The following is a 17,668-nucleotide window of genomic DNA, read 5'->3' on the forward strand; positions in this document are numbered from 1 at the left end:
TTCTATCTTAGGCAAAACGAAAAGTTAAATTTTTATGTCAAAAAAAATCAAAGATTTCGGAATTGAAAATTCATTAAAAAATTTAGGAATCAAAGATGAAAATAAAGGAACTTCCATTGGCGGAAAATTCTTTGCATCAGGAAAATCGATAGAAAGTTATTCTCCCGCAGACGGAAGATTAATCGGAAAAGTAAAATTGTCAAACGAAAAAGATTACGACAAAGTAATAGAATCTGCTCAAAAAGCATTCTTAGAATTCAGAACAATGCCTGCGCCGAAAAGAGGCGAAATTGTACGCCAACTCGGGCAAAAATTAAGACAATATAAAGAGGATCTTGGAAAACTGGTTTCTTACGAAATGGGGAAATCATTACAGGAAGGTCTTGGTGAAGTTCAGGAAATGATAGACATTTGCGATTTTGCAGTTGGTTTATCAAGACAGCTTCACGGTTACACAATGCATTCTGAAAGACCTGGTCACAGAATGTACGAGCAATATCATCCGCTTGGAATTGTCAGCATCATTACAGCTTTCAATTTTCCGGTTGCAGTTTGGGCTTGGAATACAGCTTTAGCTTGGATTTGTGGAAACGTTACGATCTGGAAACCATCAGAAAAAACTCCGCTTTGTGCAATTGCTTGCCAAAATATTATGAATGAAGTTTTAGCAGAAAATAATCTTTCTGAAGGAATTTCAAGTGTATTGGTTGCAGATCACACCATCGGACAGAAATTAGTTGACGACAAACGTGTTGCCTTAGTTTCATTCACAGGTTCTACAAGAGTTGGAAGAATAGTTTCTTCTAAAGTAGCTGAAAGATTTGGAAAATCTATTTTAGAATTGGGCGGAAACAATGCCATCATTATTTCTAAAGATGCAGATTTGGATATGTCAATTATCGGAGCTGTTTTCGGAGCAGTCGGAACTGCAGGACAAAGATGTACGTCTACGAGAAGATTGATCATTCATGAGTCAGTTTATGACGAAGTGAAAAACCGTTTGGCAAAAGCTTACGGACAACTAAAAATCGGAAATCCATTAGACGAAAATATGCACGTTGGACCGCTTATCGATGTTGAAGCGGTAAATCAATACGAATTAGCAATTGAAAAGTGCAAAAAAGAAGGCGGTAAATTCGTTGTTGAAGGTGGCGTTTTAGAAGGAAAAGACTACGAATCTGGCTGTTATGTAAAACCATGTATCGCCGAAGTTAAAAATTCTTTCGAAATCGTTCAGCACGAAACTTTTGCACCTATTTTATATTTAATTAAATACTCAACTTTAGAAGAAGCGATTGCAATTCAAAATGATGTTCCTCAAGGTTTATCATCTGCAATTATGACTCAGAATTTGAGAGAAGCTGAATTATTCCTTTCTCACGCAGGTTCAGATTGTGGAATTGCAAACGTTAATATCGGAACTTCAGGTGCTGAAATTGGTGGAGCTTTCGGTGGTGAAAAAGAAACTGGAGGCGGTAGAGAATCTGGTTCTGATGTTTGGAAATATTACATGAGAAGACAAACCAATACCATTAATTACACTGCAAGTCTTCCATTGGCTCAGGGAATTAAATTTGATTTATAAATATTTAAAAATTCTGAATTCAGAGATTTAAAAATATTAAACTAATAATATGTAAATCTCTGAATTTCTAAATCTCAAAATTTAAAAAATGGACAATATATTAGAAATTCAGTCAAATAAAATAAAAGAAACCGTAGGAAAACACGTTTTGGCAGACGGTTTTGACTTTGTAATGGATATTGAAAACTCTCACGGATCTTGGATTCATGATTCGGTTTCAGGGAAAAATCTTCTTGATATGTTTTCAATGTTCGGCTCTGCTTCTATCGGTTACAATCATCCATATTTAGTTGAAAAATCTGAATGGCTGGGAAAAATGGCTATTAATAAACCAACTTTAGCTGATGTTTATTCTAAAGAATATGCACATTTTCTTGAAGTTTTCGAAAGAGTGGTTTTACCTAAAGAATTGCAGTATGCATTTTTTATTGAAGGTGGAGCTTTAGGTGTTGAAAATGCCATGAAAGCTTGTTTCGACTGGAAAACAAGAAAAAATTTTGAAAAAGGTTTAGATATTGAAGCGGGAATTTGTATTCATTTCAGACAGGCATTTCATGGAAGAAGCGGTTATACTTTAAGTTTGACCAACACTTCAGACCCAAGAAAATATCAGTATTTCCCGATGTTTGAATGGCCAAGAATTTTGAATCCTAAATTACATTTCCCGATTACTGAAGAAAATTTAGAGGAAACCATTAAAAATGAAAATTTAGCTTTACTTCAAATTACGGAAGCTATTCTTTCGAATCCTGATAAAGTGGCTTGTATTATTATTGAACCAATTCAGGCTGAAGGTGGCGATAATCATTTCAGAGACGAATTTTTTGTTGGTTTAAGAAAAATCTGCGACGAGCATGAAGTTCTTTTAATTTTTGACGAAGTACAGACAGGAATTGGAATTACTGGTAAAATGTGGGCTTTTGAGCATTTAAGTGTGAGACCGGATATTATTTCATTCGGTAAAAAAACTCAGGTTTGTGGAGTTTTAGCGAATAAAGAAAAATTTGACGAAATTCCTAATAATGTGTTCAGAGAAAGCTCAAGAATCAATTCTACTTTCGGTGGAAACTTTATTGATATGCTTCGTTTTCAATTGGTAATGGAAGTTATCGAAAAAGAAAATCTTTTAGAAAACGCTAATATCGTTGGTGAATATCTTTTGGAAGGTTTACAAACTTTGGTTCAAAAATATCCTGAAAAATTATCAAACGCTAGAGGAAAAGGTTTGATGTGTGCAATAGATTTGCCTTCGGGACAACATAGAGATCAAATGAGAAATGAATTGTACAATGACGGTTTAATCATTCTTTCTTGCGGTGATCAGTCAATAAGATTCAGACCACATTTGAATGTTACTAAAGAGGAAATTCAGATTGCTTTAGATAAAATTGAAAATAATATTAATAAGATTTAAAACTACAAATTTGGAATTCTGAAAAAAAAATTCTAAATTTAGATACTCAAAATGGATTTTATATGGAAAGAAACACAAGAGTATCAGTTTTTGAAAGTGACAAACCTGCAGAAATACAGTTGATAAAATCAAAATTAGAAGATGCACAGATCACGAATAATGTAGAAAATAACTATCTTACTTTTACAACAACGCCTACAGCAACAACTTTAAAAGTAATGGTAGATTTGCAGGACGAAAAGAAGGCATTTGACATTATAGATGCTTATCTTCAACAAAATCAATAAAAACAATTTCATAATTTTAAATTTTACTACTTCGAAACCGAAAATTAATTCATTTTAATTTTCGGTTTTTTTTGTACTCAGCAACAAATTATTATTTTCTTAATAAAATTTTAATGTGAAATTTTTGGCATTGATTATGTTATTTCTCAATTTTCAAGTTTGTAATATAAACTTCTTATGACTAATAAAAACGAAATCCAATTTAGAAAAGCAGAATCTTCAGATATTCTAATTATATGGGAAATTATTCAGCAATCTATTGAGCGCCGAAGAAAAGACGGAAGTACACAATGGCAAAACGGATATCCCAATCTTCAAACCATTGAAAGTGATGTTTCTAAAGGGTTTGGTCATGTTTTGACAGTTAATGATGATGTTTCGGTTTATGTTGCGTTGATTTTCAACGACGAACCAGCCTACAGTTCGATTGATGGAGCCTGGTTGACGACGGGAGAATTTGTAGTTGTTCATAGGGTAGCTGTTTCAGAAAACTTTGCCGGACAAGGATTGGCGAAAAAACTCTTCAATTACGTTGAAGAATTTACAAAATCTCAGAATGTTTTGAGTATAAAAGTTGATACCAACTATGATAATCTTGCGATGCTTAAAATTCTGGAATCTAAAGGCTATACTTATTGTGGTGAAGTTTATCTCGTAGGCGGAGAGAGAAAAGCCTTTGAAAAAGTGTTGATTTAAAAAAACACAAAAGGTTAAATCAATTTTCATTGATTCTTTAAGAAACTATTTATTTATAAACTCTATTGAGTTTGTTCGTTTAGTTCCGAACTAATTTTTACATTTGCTAAAAATTATTTTATAATGAAAAAAAGTCTGGAAGTAGATGAGAAAATCTTTCAGGATGCCGTAAAATTTTACGGTACCATTCTCAATCTGCCACCTTTGGCTTCAAAAATTTATTCCTACCTGATTTTCGATTTTGATAAGGTGGGAATTACTTTTGATGAGTTTGTCGAAGTCTTTTCGGCAAGCAAAAGCTCAGTTTCTACCAGTCTTGTTCTTCTTCTGAATGCAGAATTAATCGTCGATGTAAATAAAATGGATGAGAGAAAAAGATATTTTTTCGCCAACGATGATTATAAAAAAATAAGGTTTGAAAAAATCGTTCAAAAAATGCAGGATGAATTGAAACTTTTAGATGCTCTCAAAAATTTCAGAAAAACAGAGCAGAAAGACACCGATGATCGAAACGAAGCCTACAAAGCTCTTTTAAACAAAAGCATATCAAATATTCAGGAATCTCTTAATAAACTATAAAAATGACAAACAAGCTTATACTATTTTCTGTAGCAGCATTTTCACTGACTGCCTGCAAAAAAGAAGCTCCGAAACAGGATGGGCCAAAAACTTTTCCTGTAGTGTCGGTAGAAAATAAAAATATTGTGGGGTACGATATTTTCCCAGCAACAATTCAAGGTAGAGTAAACAATGATGTGAGAGCTAAAATTTCAGGGTATATTACTCAGGTTTTGGTAGATGAAGGTCAATACGTTACAAAAGGACAGCCATTATTTCGTCTGGAAACCAATACTTTAAATGAAACTGCAGCAGCAGCAAAAGCAGGAGTTGGAGCTGCACAATCTAATATTGCAGCGGCTCAAGCGGCAGTAAACGCAGCTCAGGTTGAAGTAAATAAGCTGAAACCTTTGGTTGCAAAAAATATCATCAGTAACATTCAGCTTCAAACTGCACAGGCAAACCTTTCACAAGCTCAAGCTCAGGTTCAGCAAGCAATTGCAGCGAGAGAACAGGCAAACGCCAATTACAAAGGAGCAGCGGCAAACGTTGATTACTCAATCATTCGTGCACCTATTTCCGGAGTTATTGGTAAGCTTCCATTGAAAGTCGGAAGTTTGGTAGGACCAACTGATCAAACAGCTTTAACTACAATTTCAGATACTTCAGAGATATTCGCTTATTTTTCAATGAATGAAAAAGAGTATTTTGATTTTCTTGAAAAATCTATAGGAGCAAGCGTTCCGGAAAAAATAAAGAATCTTCCAATGGTTGAATTGCAGTTGGCAAACGGAAGTATTTATCCTGAAAAGGGGAGAATTGAAGCGATTACCGGTTCAATTGATCCAACAACGGGAACTATTCAGTTCAGAGTATCATTTAAAAATGCTCAAAAACTTTTAAGCAACGGAAACAGCGGAAGCATCAGATTCCCTAAAAGTTATGACAATGTTTTAGTTGTTCCGGAAAGTTCAACTTATGAGCAGCAAGGTATTGTTTACGTTTATAAAGTTGAAAAAGATACGGCAAGAAATACTGTGGTTGAAGTGATTGAAAGAATCGACAATTTAGCTTTAATAAAATCTGGTGTAAAAAAAGGTGATAAGATTATTGCAGCAGGAACAGGAAATATCAAACCTGGAACAGCGGTAAAACCTAAGGAAGTGAAAATGGACAGTTTAGTACAATCAGTAAAACCGAAATTCTAAAATGATAAAAAACTTTATTAACAGACCGGTTTTATCTACTGTAATCTCTATCCTGATCGTTATTCTCGGGGTTTTAGGATTAACAGCGCTTCCGGTGACGCAATATCCTGACATTGCCCCCGCAACGGTGAGTGTAAGAGCAAATTATACCGGAGCCAACGCTGAAACCGTTATGAAAAGTGTCGTTGTTCCTTTGGAAGAACAGATTAATGGTGTTGAAGGAATGGATTATATTACTTCAACCGCTGGAAATGACGGTTCAGCACAAATTCAGGTGTTTTTTAAACAGGGTGTTGATGCAGATATTGCAGCAGTAAACGTACAAAACCGTGTATCAAGAGCATCTCCGCTACTTCCAAGTGAAGTTACGAGAGCCGGTGTTGTAACTCAGAAACAGCAGACAAGTGCATTGATGTACCTTTCTTTTTATTCTGAAAATAAAAATATTGATGACGTTTATCTTCAAAACTTTTTGAATATCAACGTTATTCCAAATCTTCAGAGGATCAATGGAGTAGGTGAAGCCAACGTTTTTGGTGGAAAAAACTATTCGATGAGAATCTGGTTGGATCCTGCAAAATTGGCAGCTTACGGAATTACACCAACTGAAGTTACGACTGCCATCAACGATCAGAGTAGAGAAGCTGCGGCAGGTTCTTTGGGGCAAAACAGTGGAAGTTCTTTCGAATATATCATTAAATATGTCGGGAAATTCAGTGAAAAAGAGCAGTACGATGATATTATCATTAAATCTCTTCCTGACGGACAGAATTTAATGCTGAAAGATGTTGCCAAAGTTGAATTGGGAGGTCTTTCTTATTCTGGTGTTGGTGAAAACGGAGATAATCCTTCAATCAGTATGGGGGTTTTCCAAACTCCGGGATCGAATGCTCAGGAGATTATCGAAAACATCAAAAAACAGCTTAAAGAAAATGAAAGTTCATATCCTGAAGGTGTAAAATATACTTTTAACTTTGATACTAACGAATTTTTGGATGCATCGATTGAAAAAGTAATTCATACTTTGATTGAAGCATTTATCTTAGTATTTATAGTAGTTTATATTTTCTTACAGGATTTCAGATCAACTTTAATTCCGGCAATTGCAGTTCCTGTTTCGATTGTTGGAACATTCTTTTTCCTGAATTTATTCGGATATTCATTAAACCTTTTAACGCTTTTCGCATTGGTATTGGCGATTGGTATTGTGGTAGATGATGCGATTGTCGTCGTCGAGGCTGTACACGCCAAGATGGAAAACGGTATTTCAAATGCTAAAAAAGCAACGGTTGAGGCAATGGACGAAATCACAGGAGCGATTATCTCGATTACTTTGGTAATGGCGGCGGTATTTATTCCGGTAACGTTTATTACAGGTCCAACCGGAGTATTTTATCAGCAGTTTGGGATAACTTTAATTATTGCGATCATCATTTCAGCGGTAAATGCATTGACATTGAGTCCGGTTTTATGTTCATTATTTTTAAAGCCGCACGAAGAACATCACAAAGAATATAAAGATTTAAACTTTATTAAAAAGTTCTTTTATAAATTTAATATCGGTTTCAAAACAGCAACTGACCGTTACGGTAGAGGATTTAATTTCTTAATTAAACATAAATGGGTTACGATGGTAATTCTTATTGCTACTTGTGGAATTATCTATTGGGCAAACGGAAGTATGAAAAAAGGTTTCGTACCAACAGAAGACCGAGGAATTATCTTTACCGATGTACAGCTTCCTCCGGGAGCTTCTATGGAAAGAACCTATAATGTTTTGAAAACTTTGCAGAAAGATGCCATGAAAATTCCTGGAATTCAGAACGTAACTATTTCTACAGGTAGAGGATTGCTTTCTGGAAACGGTAGTAATAATGGTCTTGCTTTCGTTAAATTAAAACCTTTTGACGATAGAAAAGGAGACGGTTTATCTTCAGATGAGATTACAAAACGTTTGTTTGGTTTAGCAGGGAAAGTTCCGGATGCAAAAGTTGTTTTCTTCCAGCCTCCAAGTGTACCTGGTTTTGGTAACAGTGCAGGTTTTGAGATGGTTCTTTTAGATAAATCAGGAGGTGATTTTGCTCAGCTTGATGCTAAAACAAACGAGTTTATCGGGAATTTAATGCAACGTCCTGAAATTGAATTTGCGCAGACATCATTCAATACAAAATATCCGCAGTATATGATGGAAATCAATGTTCCGTTAGCTAAACAGAAAGGTGTTTCGGTGAATGATATCCTATCAACAATGCAAGGTTACATCGGTGGAATTTACGGCGCTGACTTTACAAAATACGGAAAACAGTTCAGAGTAATGATTCAGGCACTTCCGGAAGACAGAGTAAGTGCTGAAAATCTTAATCAGTATTATATTAAAACAAGTTCTGGAGAAATGTCACCAATTTCACAATTTGTGACGTTGACTAAAACGTATGGTCCTCAATCTGTTGGTCGTTACAATCTATTTACTTCGGTAAAAATTACAGGAGCGAACAAAGCAGGTTTCAGTTCTGGTGATGCAATTACTGCAGTTCAGCAAGTTGCGAGCGAAACTTTAGATCAGAATTATGATGTTGAATTTACAGGTCTTACAAGAGAAGAATTAAGTTCGGGATCTCAGACTTTATTGATCTTTGCTTTAAGTTTAGTGTTTGTATATTTTATTCTTTCTGCTCAGTACGAAAGTTATATTTTGCCTCTGGTTGTGGTAATTTCACTTCCTCTTGGGGTAATGGGAGCATATTTCGGACAGAAATTAATGGGACTTGAAAACAACATTTACTTCCAGATTGCATTAATCATGTTGGTCGGATTATTGGCGAAAAATGCGATTTTGATTATCGAATTTGCAGTTCAGAGAAGACATCACGGTGAAACGATTGTTGAATCTGCTATCAATGCAGCTAAAGCAAGATTAAGACCTATTTTGATGACATCATTGGCATTTATCTTCGGTTTATTACCATTGGTTTTGGCAAGCGGTATTGGTGCTGTAGGTAACAGATCAATCGCAACAGGTGCTTCGATAGGACTATTGATAGGTACAATTTTAGGAGTTTTTGTAATTCCAGTGTTGTACGTGGTTTTCCAGACTTTACAGGAGAAAATCAAGCCGATCAAGCACGAAGACATCAATTTAGCTGAATAAGAAATCTTTAAGATTTAAATAATGAAAAATTTATCAATAATAAAAGGAACGGCTTTATCGGTGCTTACCGCTGTAGTAATTACTTCTTGTCATGTACGAAAAGAGTATGAAAGACCTACAGCTGTAGTGGATGAAAAACTTTTCCGAACAGATATGCTTCCACAAGACAGCACGAGTACGGCAAATGTTTCATGGAAAGAAATATTTACCGATCCTATTCTTCAGAAACATATTTCAAAAGCTTTAGAAAACAATTTAGATATAAGAATCGCTCTGCAGAATATCACTTCTGCAGAAGCGTATCTGAGACAAAGCAAAGCTGCATATCAACCGACATTAACCGTTGGTCCTGGTTATACTTTTCAGACTCAGTCTTTGAACACTCAGTTTGGGCAGATCATCGGAGAGAGAAGGTATGTGAACCAGTTTGACATTACCGGAAGCATCGCCTGGGAAGCAGATTTGTGGGGAAAATTAAAATCTCAGGAAAAAGCGCAATTAGCAACTTACTTAGGAAATGTTGCCGCACATCAGTCTGTAAAAAGTGATTTGGTTTCTTCAATTGCTTCAAGTTATTATCAATTATTAACTTTAGACAATCAGAAAAAGATTATTAACGAGACCATAAAAATTCGTGAGAATAATCTTGAAACCACGAAAGCTTTAAAAGAAGCAGGAACTTTAACGGAAGTTGCTGTTCAGCAAAGTCAGGCTTTGGTTTATAATGCACAGTCATTATTAATCGATATCGACACTCAGATTCAGCAGTTGGAAAACACGATGAGTCTTTTAATGGGTGAATCTTCACAGGCAATTGAAAGATCAACTTTAGAAAATCAGACTCTTCCAGCAAACTTTGCATTAGGTTATCCAGCCAATTTGTTGGCAAACCGTCCCGATGTAATGCAGGCAGAATTTAGCTTGATGAATGCTTTTGAATTAACAAATTCTGCAAAAGCGCAGTTTTATCCAACATTAAAACTGACAGGAAGCGGAGGATTGCAGTCTGTTGACATCGATCATTTGTTTAGTGTGAATTCGCTATTTGCAAGTTTGATCGGAGGTTTGGCTCAGCCGATTTTGAATAAAAGACAGATCAAAACCAATTATGAAGTTAGTTTGGCAAATAAAGAAACGGCGTATTTAAATTTTAGAAAAACTGTTCTTACAGCCGGAAAAGAAGTTTCTGATGCTATCAGAGTTTTCTCGGTACAGGATTCTTTTATTAATTTAAAGCAGAAAGAATTAGATTCATACAAAAAATCTGTTGATTATTCTCAGGAATTGGTCAACTACGGAATGGCAAATTATCTTGAAGTTTTAAATGCCAATGTCAATTCTTTAAATGCAGAACTGAATATCTCTAATGCGCAATACAGTAAAATGAAAGCTGCAGTAGATTTATATAGAGCTTTAGGCGGCGGTTGGAAATAAAAAAAGTTAGTTATTATATATTCAATCTTGTTAAGACGTGTGCTGGAAACAGTGCACGTTTTTTTATTAATATTTTTCAAAATACTTGCATATTATCGATAAATACTTACATTTGTACCACTTCAAAACTTGGGGGATTAGCTCATCTGGCTAGAGCGTTAGACTGGCAGTCTAAAGGTGACGGGTTCGATCCCCGTATCCTCCACTTCTTCAAATAAAATATCTCTAATTTTTATCATTCTAAATATACTTGATTATGAAAAATGATCATCTTTTAATTTATTTAATTGAACATAAAAAGAATATTACTTATAGAGATAAGATAATCTTACGTAGGATTAAAATGGATAATCCTTCTTATGTTGAATCTGATGAAGTAAAATATGAATTGTATAAAAGACGCTATATCATTGATGAAAGTGATTGGGAATCAACTCAAGATGAATATGGTGGATTCACCTCAAGACCGTTAGACAAACCTGAAATTATTTCCACATCATTACTAGGAGAAAAAGCAATTTATACTCGTGAGTTAAAATCAGAAACTACAGAAGATTTTTTTGACAAAACTTTTGTAAGAATAGGCTTAGTTATTGGCAGTTTAATGGGGTTTTTGTCATTTATGATAAATATATTTCGATACATTAAAGATAATTGGATGAATTAAAAAACAAAACCTTCCACTACTGGAAGGTTTTTACACTTAATTGAATCTAAATCTCTGTGGTTATTAATTGGCTCAAATCTAAATCTTATATTAACCAAACGTTTATGATTCAAATCATAATTCAAATTTGTTGCTGATTAAAAATCAACTTTCCTTTAACCAAGGTCTTTTGAGAGCAGGAAAAAAAATATAGTATAAAAAATGATGTTTTAAAATAAATTTCTTTCGAATTACTTAAAATATTATCTTAAAAGATTAAACTATAAAATTAAATTGATATATTTGCCCAATTCTAAAAATGTAGAGATAGAACCAATTTCAAAAACTATCTTGAAATTTTAAGACTTTTTTTTAAAGATATATTGACTAAATAAACTTATTTCATAAACTATTGTAAACTATGAAGAAACTTTTTTTACTTTTATTGACAACTTTCTGCCTTATCAGTTGTACTTCAGATGACGAAACACTTACAGACTATATCGGAACTTGGTCGGGTACTTACGAAGGTACAGAAAAAGGTCTCTGGAAATTTGTAGTTGCAAGTGACGGAAAAGTGACAGGAACAATGTATAATGAGAATAGTAATGTAAATTACAATATTTCAGGAAATTTAGACAGATCGGGACAACTTACAGCAGAATTGGTTATACCTGCAGACGGAGAGTTTTCTGGAACATTAAATCTTGAGAAAAAAGGTAACGGAAATTGGAGAAACGATTCTCCAACCCCTTCAAAAAGCGGTTCTTGGACTGGAACAAAAGACAAAACGAAATAGATAAAACTATTATAAATCAAAATCGGCTGTAAACAAAGTTTGCAGCCGATTTTTTATTTTAAACAAATCCCATTTTTATAATCTGAGAATCTTTTTTTGCTACAACAAAATGAAGCACATCATCTTCCTCTGAAAAATGATTTTCAAAAACCATTTCGTTTTGATTCTCATGTAAAGAGATTTTCTCTTCAAAAGATTCCGTGAGAAAATTTTCAAAATCTATTTTTATACTTACAATCGTAATTTCGTCAGCGATAATTGCTTTATCTAAATGTAGACTTTTATCCCACAAACCTAATAAAATATGCGCTTCCTGCCTAAAACTTTGAAATTTACCTAATTCAAAATTTTGAAGTGCAATTTTTCCTTCCTTATTTTTTAAGCCAGACTTTACCGTTCGATTTCCTTTTTCATGTTCTGAATCTAAGTCTTTAATTTCAGTCATCGTCTTCGCAAATCTCTGATAGAGTAGGGCATCTTCCGCCGACTCAATATATTTCGAAATACTTGAACGGATTAATTTCCCAACTTTTGAACAATGACCAAATTCCGAACTGTTTTGTCTTACTTTTTCATAAGTCGGACTTTTCTTGTAGGCAGTTTTATTAAATCCGCTTTTTTTTCGAACTATATTTTTACCATTCAGATTATAAAAAACCAAATCTCCAATTGCTCCGTTGAGCTTTATAAAACTTTCGTAAGTCGCCATATTTTCTAAAACAGGCTCAAATATAGACATTAAAATGGATCAAAACAATATTTATTATATAATTAAAGTATAGTTGTAGTATAGTTATTGTATAATTAAAATAATTAATTTATATTTGTATTGAATTAATATCTAATTGATTTTCAAATGAATAAGGAACTGTGTTTTTCGGAAATTAAATTATATAAGAAACTAACTGTTTTAGCGCTAACTGCTGCAACAATAATATCTTGCGGAAGCTCAAAAAGTGTGGCTGCATCAAAAAAGACACCTTCAAAAACAATTTCAAAATCTGAAAACTTAAGAAAATTAGATTCTAATTTTGACGGAAAAGTTGCAGGTTCTGTAAAAAGCTTATTGAAGGATGCTGAAAGATATTTGGGAACTCCTTATAAATTTGGAGGAAACAATTCTTCAGGTTTCGATTGTTCCGGATTTACGGTAAAAGTTTTTCAGGAAAATAATTTTAATTTACCAAGAAGATCTTCAGATCAGGCAGATTCAGGAAAATCGATTGATATTGAAACTGTAAAACCAGGTGATCTTTTATTTTTTGCCACATCAGGCGGAAGTAGGGTTTCCCATGTTGGAATTGTTCATACGATTGAAAATGATGGCGAAGTAAAATTCATTCATGCTTCAACTTCCAAAGGCGTCATTATTTCTTCTCTAAACGAAAAATACTGGAACAAAGCTTATCTTCATGCACAAAGGGTTTTGTAAAACTTTGCAATAGAATTGCATTTCATTGAACTCTACATTTGTCAAAAATTATTAATTATGACTGATTTTATCAGAGTTTTCATCCCTTTATATTTTATTGTTTTCTTTCTAACGGCGTTTTTCGGAACAAGTCTTATCGTTTCAAAAAGAATTGGAAAAAATCCGAATGTATTACCAAAAGACGATTCTGCTTACGGATTAATCGGAAGATATTTTAAACTTACTTTAGTTTCCCTTTTTATTTACACTATTTTGCTTTTCATTTTTCCAAATGATATTTTCGGAATTTATAATATCAATTTTTTTGAAAGAATTGTCTTTAGATATATTGGAGTTACTTTAATGATTTTTAAGTTTAATTTGGGTTCTTGTCGCGCAGTTTCAAATGAAGAATTCATGGAGAATTGGAATTGATGAAGATCTTAAAACAGAATTAATCACAATTGGACTTTTCAATTATTCAAGAAATCCAATTTTCTTTGGAATGCTATTAAGTTTAATAGGTTTGTTTTTTACACTACCCACTTTAACTTCACTTATCTTTTTCATTATTTCTACTATTTTAATTCAGACCCAAATCAGATTGGAGGAAGAATTTTTATTAAATCAACACGGTAATGATTATCTTCAATACAAAGCCAAAGTAAGAAGATTTTTGTAGCAATATTTAATGAAATTTTAATCATCTACATCTATTCTAAATCATCACTTTTGCACAACTTTTTTGTATATTTGGCAGTGAATTTTTAAAATAAATTTTAAACAATATTATGTCATTACAACAAACTATTGAAAATATCTGGGACAACAGAGAATTATTGCAGAATGAAGACAGCCAAAAGGCAATTAGAGAGGTTATTTCTTTGGTTGATAAAGGAGAACTTCGTACAGCAGAGCCTACAGAAAACGGATGGCAGGTAAATGAATGGGTGAAAAAAGCTGTAGTAATGTATTTCCCGATCCAGAAAATGGAAACTATTGAAGTAGGTCCGTTTGAATTTCATGATAAAATGCCTTTGAAGAGAAACTATGCAGAAAAAGGTGTGAGAGTTGTACCACATGCGATTGCAAGAGAAGGAGCTTACATTGCTCCGGGAGTTATTTTGATGCCTTCATATGTGAACATTGGCGCTTATGTAGATTCAGGGACGATGGTTGACACTTGGGCGACTGTTGGAAGCTGTGCACAGATCGGTAAGAACGTTCATTTGAGTGGTGGTGTTGGAGTTGGTGGTGTTTTAGAACCGCTTCAGGCTGCTCCGGTAATAATTGAAGATGACTGTTTCATCGGTTCAAGATGTATCGTTGTAGAAGGAGTTCATGTAGAAAAAGAAGCAGTTTTGGGTGCGAATGTTGTGTTGACAGCTTCAACAAAAATTATCGATGTTACTGGAGATACTCCAATCGAAATTAAAGGTAGAGTTCCTGCCCGTTCTGTTGTAATCCCTGGAAGTTATACGAAGCAGTATCCTGCAGGAGAATATCAGGTTCCATGTGCTTTGATCATCGGTCAGAGAAAAGAATCTACAGATAAGAAAACATCTTTGAATGATGCTTTAAGAGAAAATAACGTAGCTGTTTAAATCTTTACAGATGGCAATTCCTAAACAAATTTTTCAGACTTTCAAAACCGATAAGCTTCCTTGGCTTACGAAGTTTCATATCAAAAGAATGCTCAAGAAAAATCCTGAGTATGAATATCATTTTTATGATGATAACAGAATTCAGACATTCTTTAAAGATGAATTTCCACCTGAGTATTTGAAAGCTTACAACAGACTGACGATAGGAGCTGCCAAAGCAGATTTTTTCAGATATGCCATTCTTTATAAAAAAGGTGGTGTATATTTAGATGTAGACAGCGGAATCACCAAGCCGATTAAAAAGTTTATTCGTGAAGACGATGTAGCTTTGGTAACGGATGAAATTCCACACACATATTATGTACAATGGGGTCTTGCATATGCTGCAGGACACCCATTTTTACAGAGAACTTTGGAGATGATTTTAGATAATATCAAAAACAATCCTTATCCTCATAATGTACATAAAACAACCGGACCAACCGTTTATACAGACGCAGTTAAAGCCTGTTTAAAAGAAGATCCAACTATTCCACATCGATTTATGGGACCGCATTATGACAATAATATGCAGTTTAAATATAAGCTTGGGAAATTCTTCCTTTACAGTGATAAATCTGAACACTGGAAGAGAAAACAGCTTACCCAAAACATTATAAAACCTGAGAATGAAGATAGCATTTGATGCCAAACGTTTTTTTCATAATACTTCAGGATTAGGGAATTACTCGAGAGATTTAGTCAGAATTTTGTCTAAATATTATCCTGAAAATCAATACTTATTACTCAATAAAAATAAATCGGAAAGAGGTTCCGATATTTTAGAAAATGCAAATGTTACCTTTGTAGAAACCTCCAAAGGAACAATGTCTCGACAGTTTAAAATGGGAAAAGATGCGCAGAAACAAAATGCGGATATTTTCCATGGATTATCAGGGGAATTACCTTTAAAATGGAACAAGAAGTCCATCAAAAAAATCGTCACCATTCACGATTTGATATTCGTAAGATATCCTCAATATTATTCTTTTTTTGATAGAAAGATTCATCTTTGGAAATTCAAAAAAGCAGCAAATTCTGCGGACAAAATTATTGCCATTTCAGAACAGACAAAAAGAGATATTATTCAATTTTTAAAAGTTCCTGAAAGTAAAATTGATGTGATTTATCAAGGTTGCCACAAAGCTTTTAAAGAACAACAATCCATTGAATTAATTCAAGATACAAAGCAGAAATTTAACATTCCAGAAAGGTTTGTTTTAAATGTCGGAACGATCGAAGAACGTAAAAATCTTTTGAATGTCGTTAAGGCTATAAAAGACACTGAAATCCCATTAGTTATCGTTGGAAAAAAAACAAAATATTTTCAAAAAATATCGAATTTTATTGTGAAAAATAAAATGGAAAAACAGGTTCATTTTTTGGAAAGAGTTTCAATGGATGAATTAGCTGTTATTTATAAATTGGCTGATATTTTTGTTTATCCAAGTTTCTTTGAAGGCTTCGGAATTCCTGTGATAGAAGCGCTTTTCTCAAAAACTGTGACCGTTACAAGCAACACAAGTTGCCTTCCAGAAGCGGGTGGACCGGATTCTGTTTACATCGATCCCGAAAATTATTTAGATATTCAATCAAAAATAAAATTTTTATGGGATAATAAATCGGAAAGAAAACGCCGTGCTGATAAGGGTTTTGAGTTTGTTCAGAAGTTTAATGACGAGCCAATTGCCAATCAATTAATGAATCTCTACAAAAAAATAGTGCAATAAAATCTTTGCAGTTTAAAAATAAGTTCTACATTTGTACCACAAAATTTCAACAATGAAACCGAATTTTTTAACATTACATCATTACTATCATCATCTCTGCTAAGACGGAATTGATTGATAGGTAACTATGTTAAAAATCAAAATAATTAAAAACCGTCTGAGTAAACAGACGGTTTTTTTGTTTCTAAATTCTTCCCGGGCAATTTATTTCAATTAATCATTTTCGTTTACTCAGATTTAAAATAATCAAAATGAGTAAATTAAAAATTGCAATACAAAAAAGCGGACGGCTTTACGAAGAATCCCTTCAGCTCCTCAAAGATTGCGGTATTTTCGTCAACAACGGAAAAGATCAGCTGAAAGTTTCTGTAGAAAATTTCCCGATCGAAATTATGTATCTGCGAAACTCCGATATTCCTCAATATCTGGAAGATGGAGTGGTAGATATTGCCATTGTCGGCGAAAATCTTTTAGCAGAAAAACAGAAAAATATTAAAATTATTCAACCTCTTGGATTCTCAAAATGCAGAGTTTCATTAGCAATTCCAAAAGAAGTTGAAACTGACGATATTGCCTATTTTCAAGGTAAAAAAATTGCCACCTCTTATCCGAATACCCTTAAAAATTTTCTTAATAAAAACAATATTTCAGCCGATATTCATGTCATTTCCGGTTCTGTGGAAATTGCCCCAAACATCGGATTAGCAGATGGAATTTGTGATATTGTAAGCTCTGGAAGTACATTATTTAAAAATGGTTTGAGAGAAACAGTAACACTTTTAAAATCTGAAGCAGTTTTGGCAAAAACATCTCAATTGGATATAGAAAAACAGAATATTTTAGAAAAGTTTCTTTTCAGAATTAAAGCTGTTTTGAAGGCTAAAAATTCAAAATATATCTTAATGAATGTTCCGAATGACAAAATTGAAATTATTTCAAAAACTCTTCCTGTTCTTAAAAGTCCGACTGTAATCCCTTTAGCAGAAGAAGGTTGGAGCAGTATTCATTCCGTTATAAATGAAGAGAGATTTTGGGAAGTGATTGACGAACTGAAAGAAAAAGGAGCGCAGGATATTTTAATAATTCCAATTGATAAAATGGTGATTTAA

General features: G+C 33.6%; 18 protein-coding genes and 1 tRNA gene. 18 read left to right on the plus strand and 1 reads right to left on the minus strand.

Annotated elements, in window-relative coordinates; genetic code table 11:
- Positions 1–34 precede the first annotated feature (34 nt).
- The 11 genes from amaB (at position 35) to OF897_RS13040 (ending at position 11,775) form a co-directional block, all read left to right on the plus strand.
- On the plus strand, positions 35–1,585 hold the full coding sequence (gene amaB / locus OF897_RS12990; protein ID WP_267266116.1) for an L-piperidine-6-carboxylate dehydrogenase: 1,551 nt from the start codon (positions 35–37) through the stop codon (positions 1,583–1,585).
- Between the two features lie 88 nt (positions 1,586–1,673).
- On the plus strand, positions 1,674–2,999 hold the full coding sequence (gene lat, locus OF897_RS12995; RefSeq protein WP_267266117.1) for an L-lysine 6-transaminase: 1,326 nt from the start codon (positions 1,674–1,676) through the stop codon (positions 2,997–2,999).
- A 62-nt stretch (positions 3,000–3,061) separates the two neighbouring features.
- On the plus strand, positions 3,062–3,286 hold the full coding sequence (locus OF897_RS13000) for a DUF2007 domain-containing protein (protein WP_267266118.1): 225 nt from the start codon (positions 3,062–3,064) through the stop codon (positions 3,284–3,286).
- Between the two features lie 177 nt (positions 3,287–3,463).
- Positions 3,464–3,982, plus strand: a complete 519-nt coding sequence (locus OF897_RS13005) for a GNAT family N-acetyltransferase (RefSeq protein ID WP_267266119.1) — start codon at positions 3,464–3,466, stop codon at positions 3,980–3,982.
- A 123-nt stretch (positions 3,983–4,105) separates the two neighbouring features.
- Positions 4,106–4,561 (plus strand): P-loop NTPase family protein, encoded by a 456-nt coding sequence (locus OF897_RS13010; protein WP_267266120.1) that lies wholly within the window; start codon positions 4,106–4,108, stop codon positions 4,559–4,561.
- Positions 4,562–4,563: 2 nt separating this feature from the next.
- Positions 4,564–5,748 carry an efflux RND transporter periplasmic adaptor subunit gene (locus OF897_RS13015; protein WP_267266121.1) on the plus strand — a complete coding sequence of 395 codons (1,185 nt, stop codon included), beginning with the start codon at positions 4,564–4,566 and terminating at the stop codon, positions 5,746–5,748.
- Between the two features lies 1 nt (position 5,749).
- Positions 5,750–8,896, plus strand: coding sequence for an efflux RND transporter permease subunit (locus OF897_RS13020; protein WP_267266122.1), 3,147 nt, complete (start codon positions 5,750–5,752; stop codon positions 8,894–8,896).
- A gap of 21 nt (positions 8,897–8,917) precedes the next feature.
- The gene (locus OF897_RS13025; RefSeq protein ID WP_267266123.1) at positions 8,918–10,330 is read left to right on the plus strand and encodes an efflux transporter outer membrane subunit; all 1,413 of its coding nucleotides are present in this window, start codon (positions 8,918–8,920) and stop codon (positions 10,328–10,330) included.
- A gap of 131 nt (positions 10,331–10,461) precedes the next feature.
- Positions 10,462–10,535 (plus strand) — tRNA-Ala (locus OF897_RS13030).
- A 51-nt stretch (positions 10,536–10,586) separates the two neighbouring features.
- Complete coding sequence (locus tag OF897_RS13035) at positions 10,587–10,997, plus strand: hypothetical protein (protein WP_267266124.1); 411 nt, start codon at positions 10,587–10,589, stop codon at positions 10,995–10,997.
- A gap of 400 nt (positions 10,998–11,397) precedes the next feature.
- A complete protein-coding gene (locus OF897_RS13040; protein WP_267266125.1) occupies positions 11,398–11,775 on the plus strand; it encodes a hypothetical protein in 378 nt (125 codons plus the stop codon).
- A 58-nt stretch (positions 11,776–11,833) separates the two neighbouring features.
- Here the strand turns inward: OF897_RS13040 and OF897_RS13045 are convergent, their stop codons facing one another.
- Positions 11,834–12,514, minus strand: a complete 681-nt coding sequence (locus tag OF897_RS13045) for a hypothetical protein (protein WP_267266126.1) — start codon at positions 12,512–12,514, stop codon at positions 11,834–11,836.
- A 117-nt stretch (positions 12,515–12,631) separates the two neighbouring features.
- On the opposite strand from OF897_RS13045, the gene OF897_RS13050 reads away from it, so the two are divergent.
- The 7 genes from OF897_RS13050 to hisG all read left to right on the plus strand — a co-directional run bounded on the left by OF897_RS13050 (position 12,632) and on the right by hisG (position 17,668).
- Positions 12,632–13,207 (plus strand): C40 family peptidase, encoded by a 576-nt coding sequence (locus tag OF897_RS13050; protein ID WP_267266127.1) that lies wholly within the window; start codon positions 12,632–12,634, stop codon positions 13,205–13,207.
- Between the two features lie 57 nt (positions 13,208–13,264).
- Positions 13,265–13,621 carry a hypothetical protein gene (locus OF897_RS13055; RefSeq protein WP_267266128.1) on the plus strand — a complete coding sequence of 119 codons (357 nt, stop codon included), beginning with the start codon at positions 13,265–13,267 and terminating at the stop codon, positions 13,619–13,621.
- Entirely contained in the window at positions 13,593–13,868 is a 276-nt protein-coding gene (locus OF897_RS13060; RefSeq protein WP_267266129.1) for a methyltransferase family protein, read from the plus strand. Before OF897_RS13055 ends, OF897_RS13060 begins: the two co-directional genes overlap by 29 nt.
- A 109-nt stretch (positions 13,869–13,977) precedes the next feature.
- The gene (locus tag OF897_RS13065; RefSeq protein ID WP_267266130.1) at positions 13,978–14,790 is read left to right on the plus strand and encodes a 2,3,4,5-tetrahydropyridine-2,6-dicarboxylate N-succinyltransferase; all 813 of its coding nucleotides are present in this window, start codon (positions 13,978–13,980) and stop codon (positions 14,788–14,790) included.
- A 10-nt stretch (positions 14,791–14,800) separates the two neighbouring features.
- Positions 14,801–15,475, plus strand: coding sequence for a glycosyltransferase family 32 protein (locus tag OF897_RS13070; protein WP_267266131.1), 675 nt, complete (start codon positions 14,801–14,803; stop codon positions 15,473–15,475).
- Positions 15,459–16,559, plus strand: a complete 1,101-nt coding sequence (locus tag OF897_RS13075) for a glycosyltransferase family 4 protein (RefSeq protein WP_267266132.1) — start codon at positions 15,459–15,461, stop codon at positions 16,557–16,559. Before OF897_RS13070 ends, OF897_RS13075 begins: the two co-directional genes overlap by 17 nt.
- Positions 16,560–16,810: 251 nt before the next feature.
- Positions 16,811–17,668: an ATP phosphoribosyltransferase gene (gene hisG, locus OF897_RS13080; RefSeq protein ID WP_267266133.1), complete on the plus strand. Its 858-nt coding sequence runs from the start codon at positions 16,811–16,813 to the stop codon at positions 17,666–17,668.

Source organism: Chryseobacterium formosum, assembly GCF_026460885.1.
GTDB classification, from domain to species: Bacteria; Bacteroidota; Bacteroidia; order Flavobacteriales; family Weeksellaceae; genus Chryseobacterium; species Chryseobacterium formosus.

What these genes read in the sequence shown, in the direction of transcription:
- OF897_RS13045 (WP_267266126.1), bottom strand. Translation starts at nt 12,514, where the DNA reads ATGTCTATATTTGAGCCTGTTTTAGAAAATATGGCGACTTACGAAAGT.
- OF897_RS13065 (WP_267266130.1), top strand. Translation starts at nt 13,978, where the DNA reads ATGTCATTACAACAAACTATTGAAAATATCTGGGACAACAGAGAATTA.
- OF897_RS13020 (WP_267266122.1), top strand. Translation starts at nt 5,750, where the DNA reads ATGATAAAAAACTTTATTAACAGACCGGTTTTATCTACTGTAATCTCT.
- OF897_RS13035 (WP_267266124.1), top strand. Translation starts at nt 10,587, where the DNA reads ATGAAAAATGATCATCTTTTAATTTATTTAATTGAACATAAAAAGAAT.
- OF897_RS13075 (WP_267266132.1), top strand. Translation starts at nt 15,459, where the DNA reads ATGAAGATAGCATTTGATGCCAAACGTTTTTTTCATAATACTTCAGGA.
- OF897_RS13000 (WP_267266118.1), top strand. Translation starts at nt 3,062, where the DNA reads ATGGAAAGAAACACAAGAGTATCAGTTTTTGAAAGTGACAAACCTGCA.
- OF897_RS13050 (WP_267266127.1), top strand. Translation starts at nt 12,632, where the DNA reads ATGAATAAGGAACTGTGTTTTTCGGAAATTAAATTATATAAGAAACTA.
- OF897_RS13010 (WP_267266120.1), top strand. Translation starts at nt 4,106, where the DNA reads ATGAAAAAAAGTCTGGAAGTAGATGAGAAAATCTTTCAGGATGCCGTA.
- OF897_RS13040 (WP_267266125.1), top strand. Translation starts at nt 11,398, where the DNA reads ATGAAGAAACTTTTTTTACTTTTATTGACAACTTTCTGCCTTATCAGT.
- OF897_RS13005 (WP_267266119.1), top strand. Translation starts at nt 3,464, where the DNA reads ATGACTAATAAAAACGAAATCCAATTTAGAAAAGCAGAATCTTCAGAT.
- OF897_RS13070 (WP_267266131.1), top strand. Translation starts at nt 14,801, where the DNA reads ATGGCAATTCCTAAACAAATTTTTCAGACTTTCAAAACCGATAAGCTT.
- hisG (WP_267266133.1), top strand. Translation starts at nt 16,811, where the DNA reads ATGAGTAAATTAAAAATTGCAATACAAAAAAGCGGACGGCTTTACGAA.
- lat (WP_267266117.1), top strand. Translation starts at nt 1,674, where the DNA reads ATGGACAATATATTAGAAATTCAGTCAAATAAAATAAAAGAAACCGTA.
- OF897_RS13055 (WP_267266128.1), top strand. Translation starts at nt 13,265, where the DNA reads ATGACTGATTTTATCAGAGTTTTCATCCCTTTATATTTTATTGTTTTC.
- OF897_RS13025 (WP_267266123.1), top strand. Translation starts at nt 8,918, where the DNA reads ATGAAAAATTTATCAATAATAAAAGGAACGGCTTTATCGGTGCTTACC.
- OF897_RS13015 (WP_267266121.1), top strand. Translation starts at nt 4,564, where the DNA reads ATGACAAACAAGCTTATACTATTTTCTGTAGCAGCATTTTCACTGACT.
- amaB (WP_267266116.1), top strand. Translation starts at nt 35, where the DNA reads ATGTCAAAAAAAATCAAAGATTTCGGAATTGAAAATTCATTAAAAAAT.
- OF897_RS13060 (WP_267266129.1), top strand. Translation starts at nt 13,593, where the DNA reads ATGAAGAATTCATGGAGAATTGGAATTGATGAAGATCTTAAAACAGAA.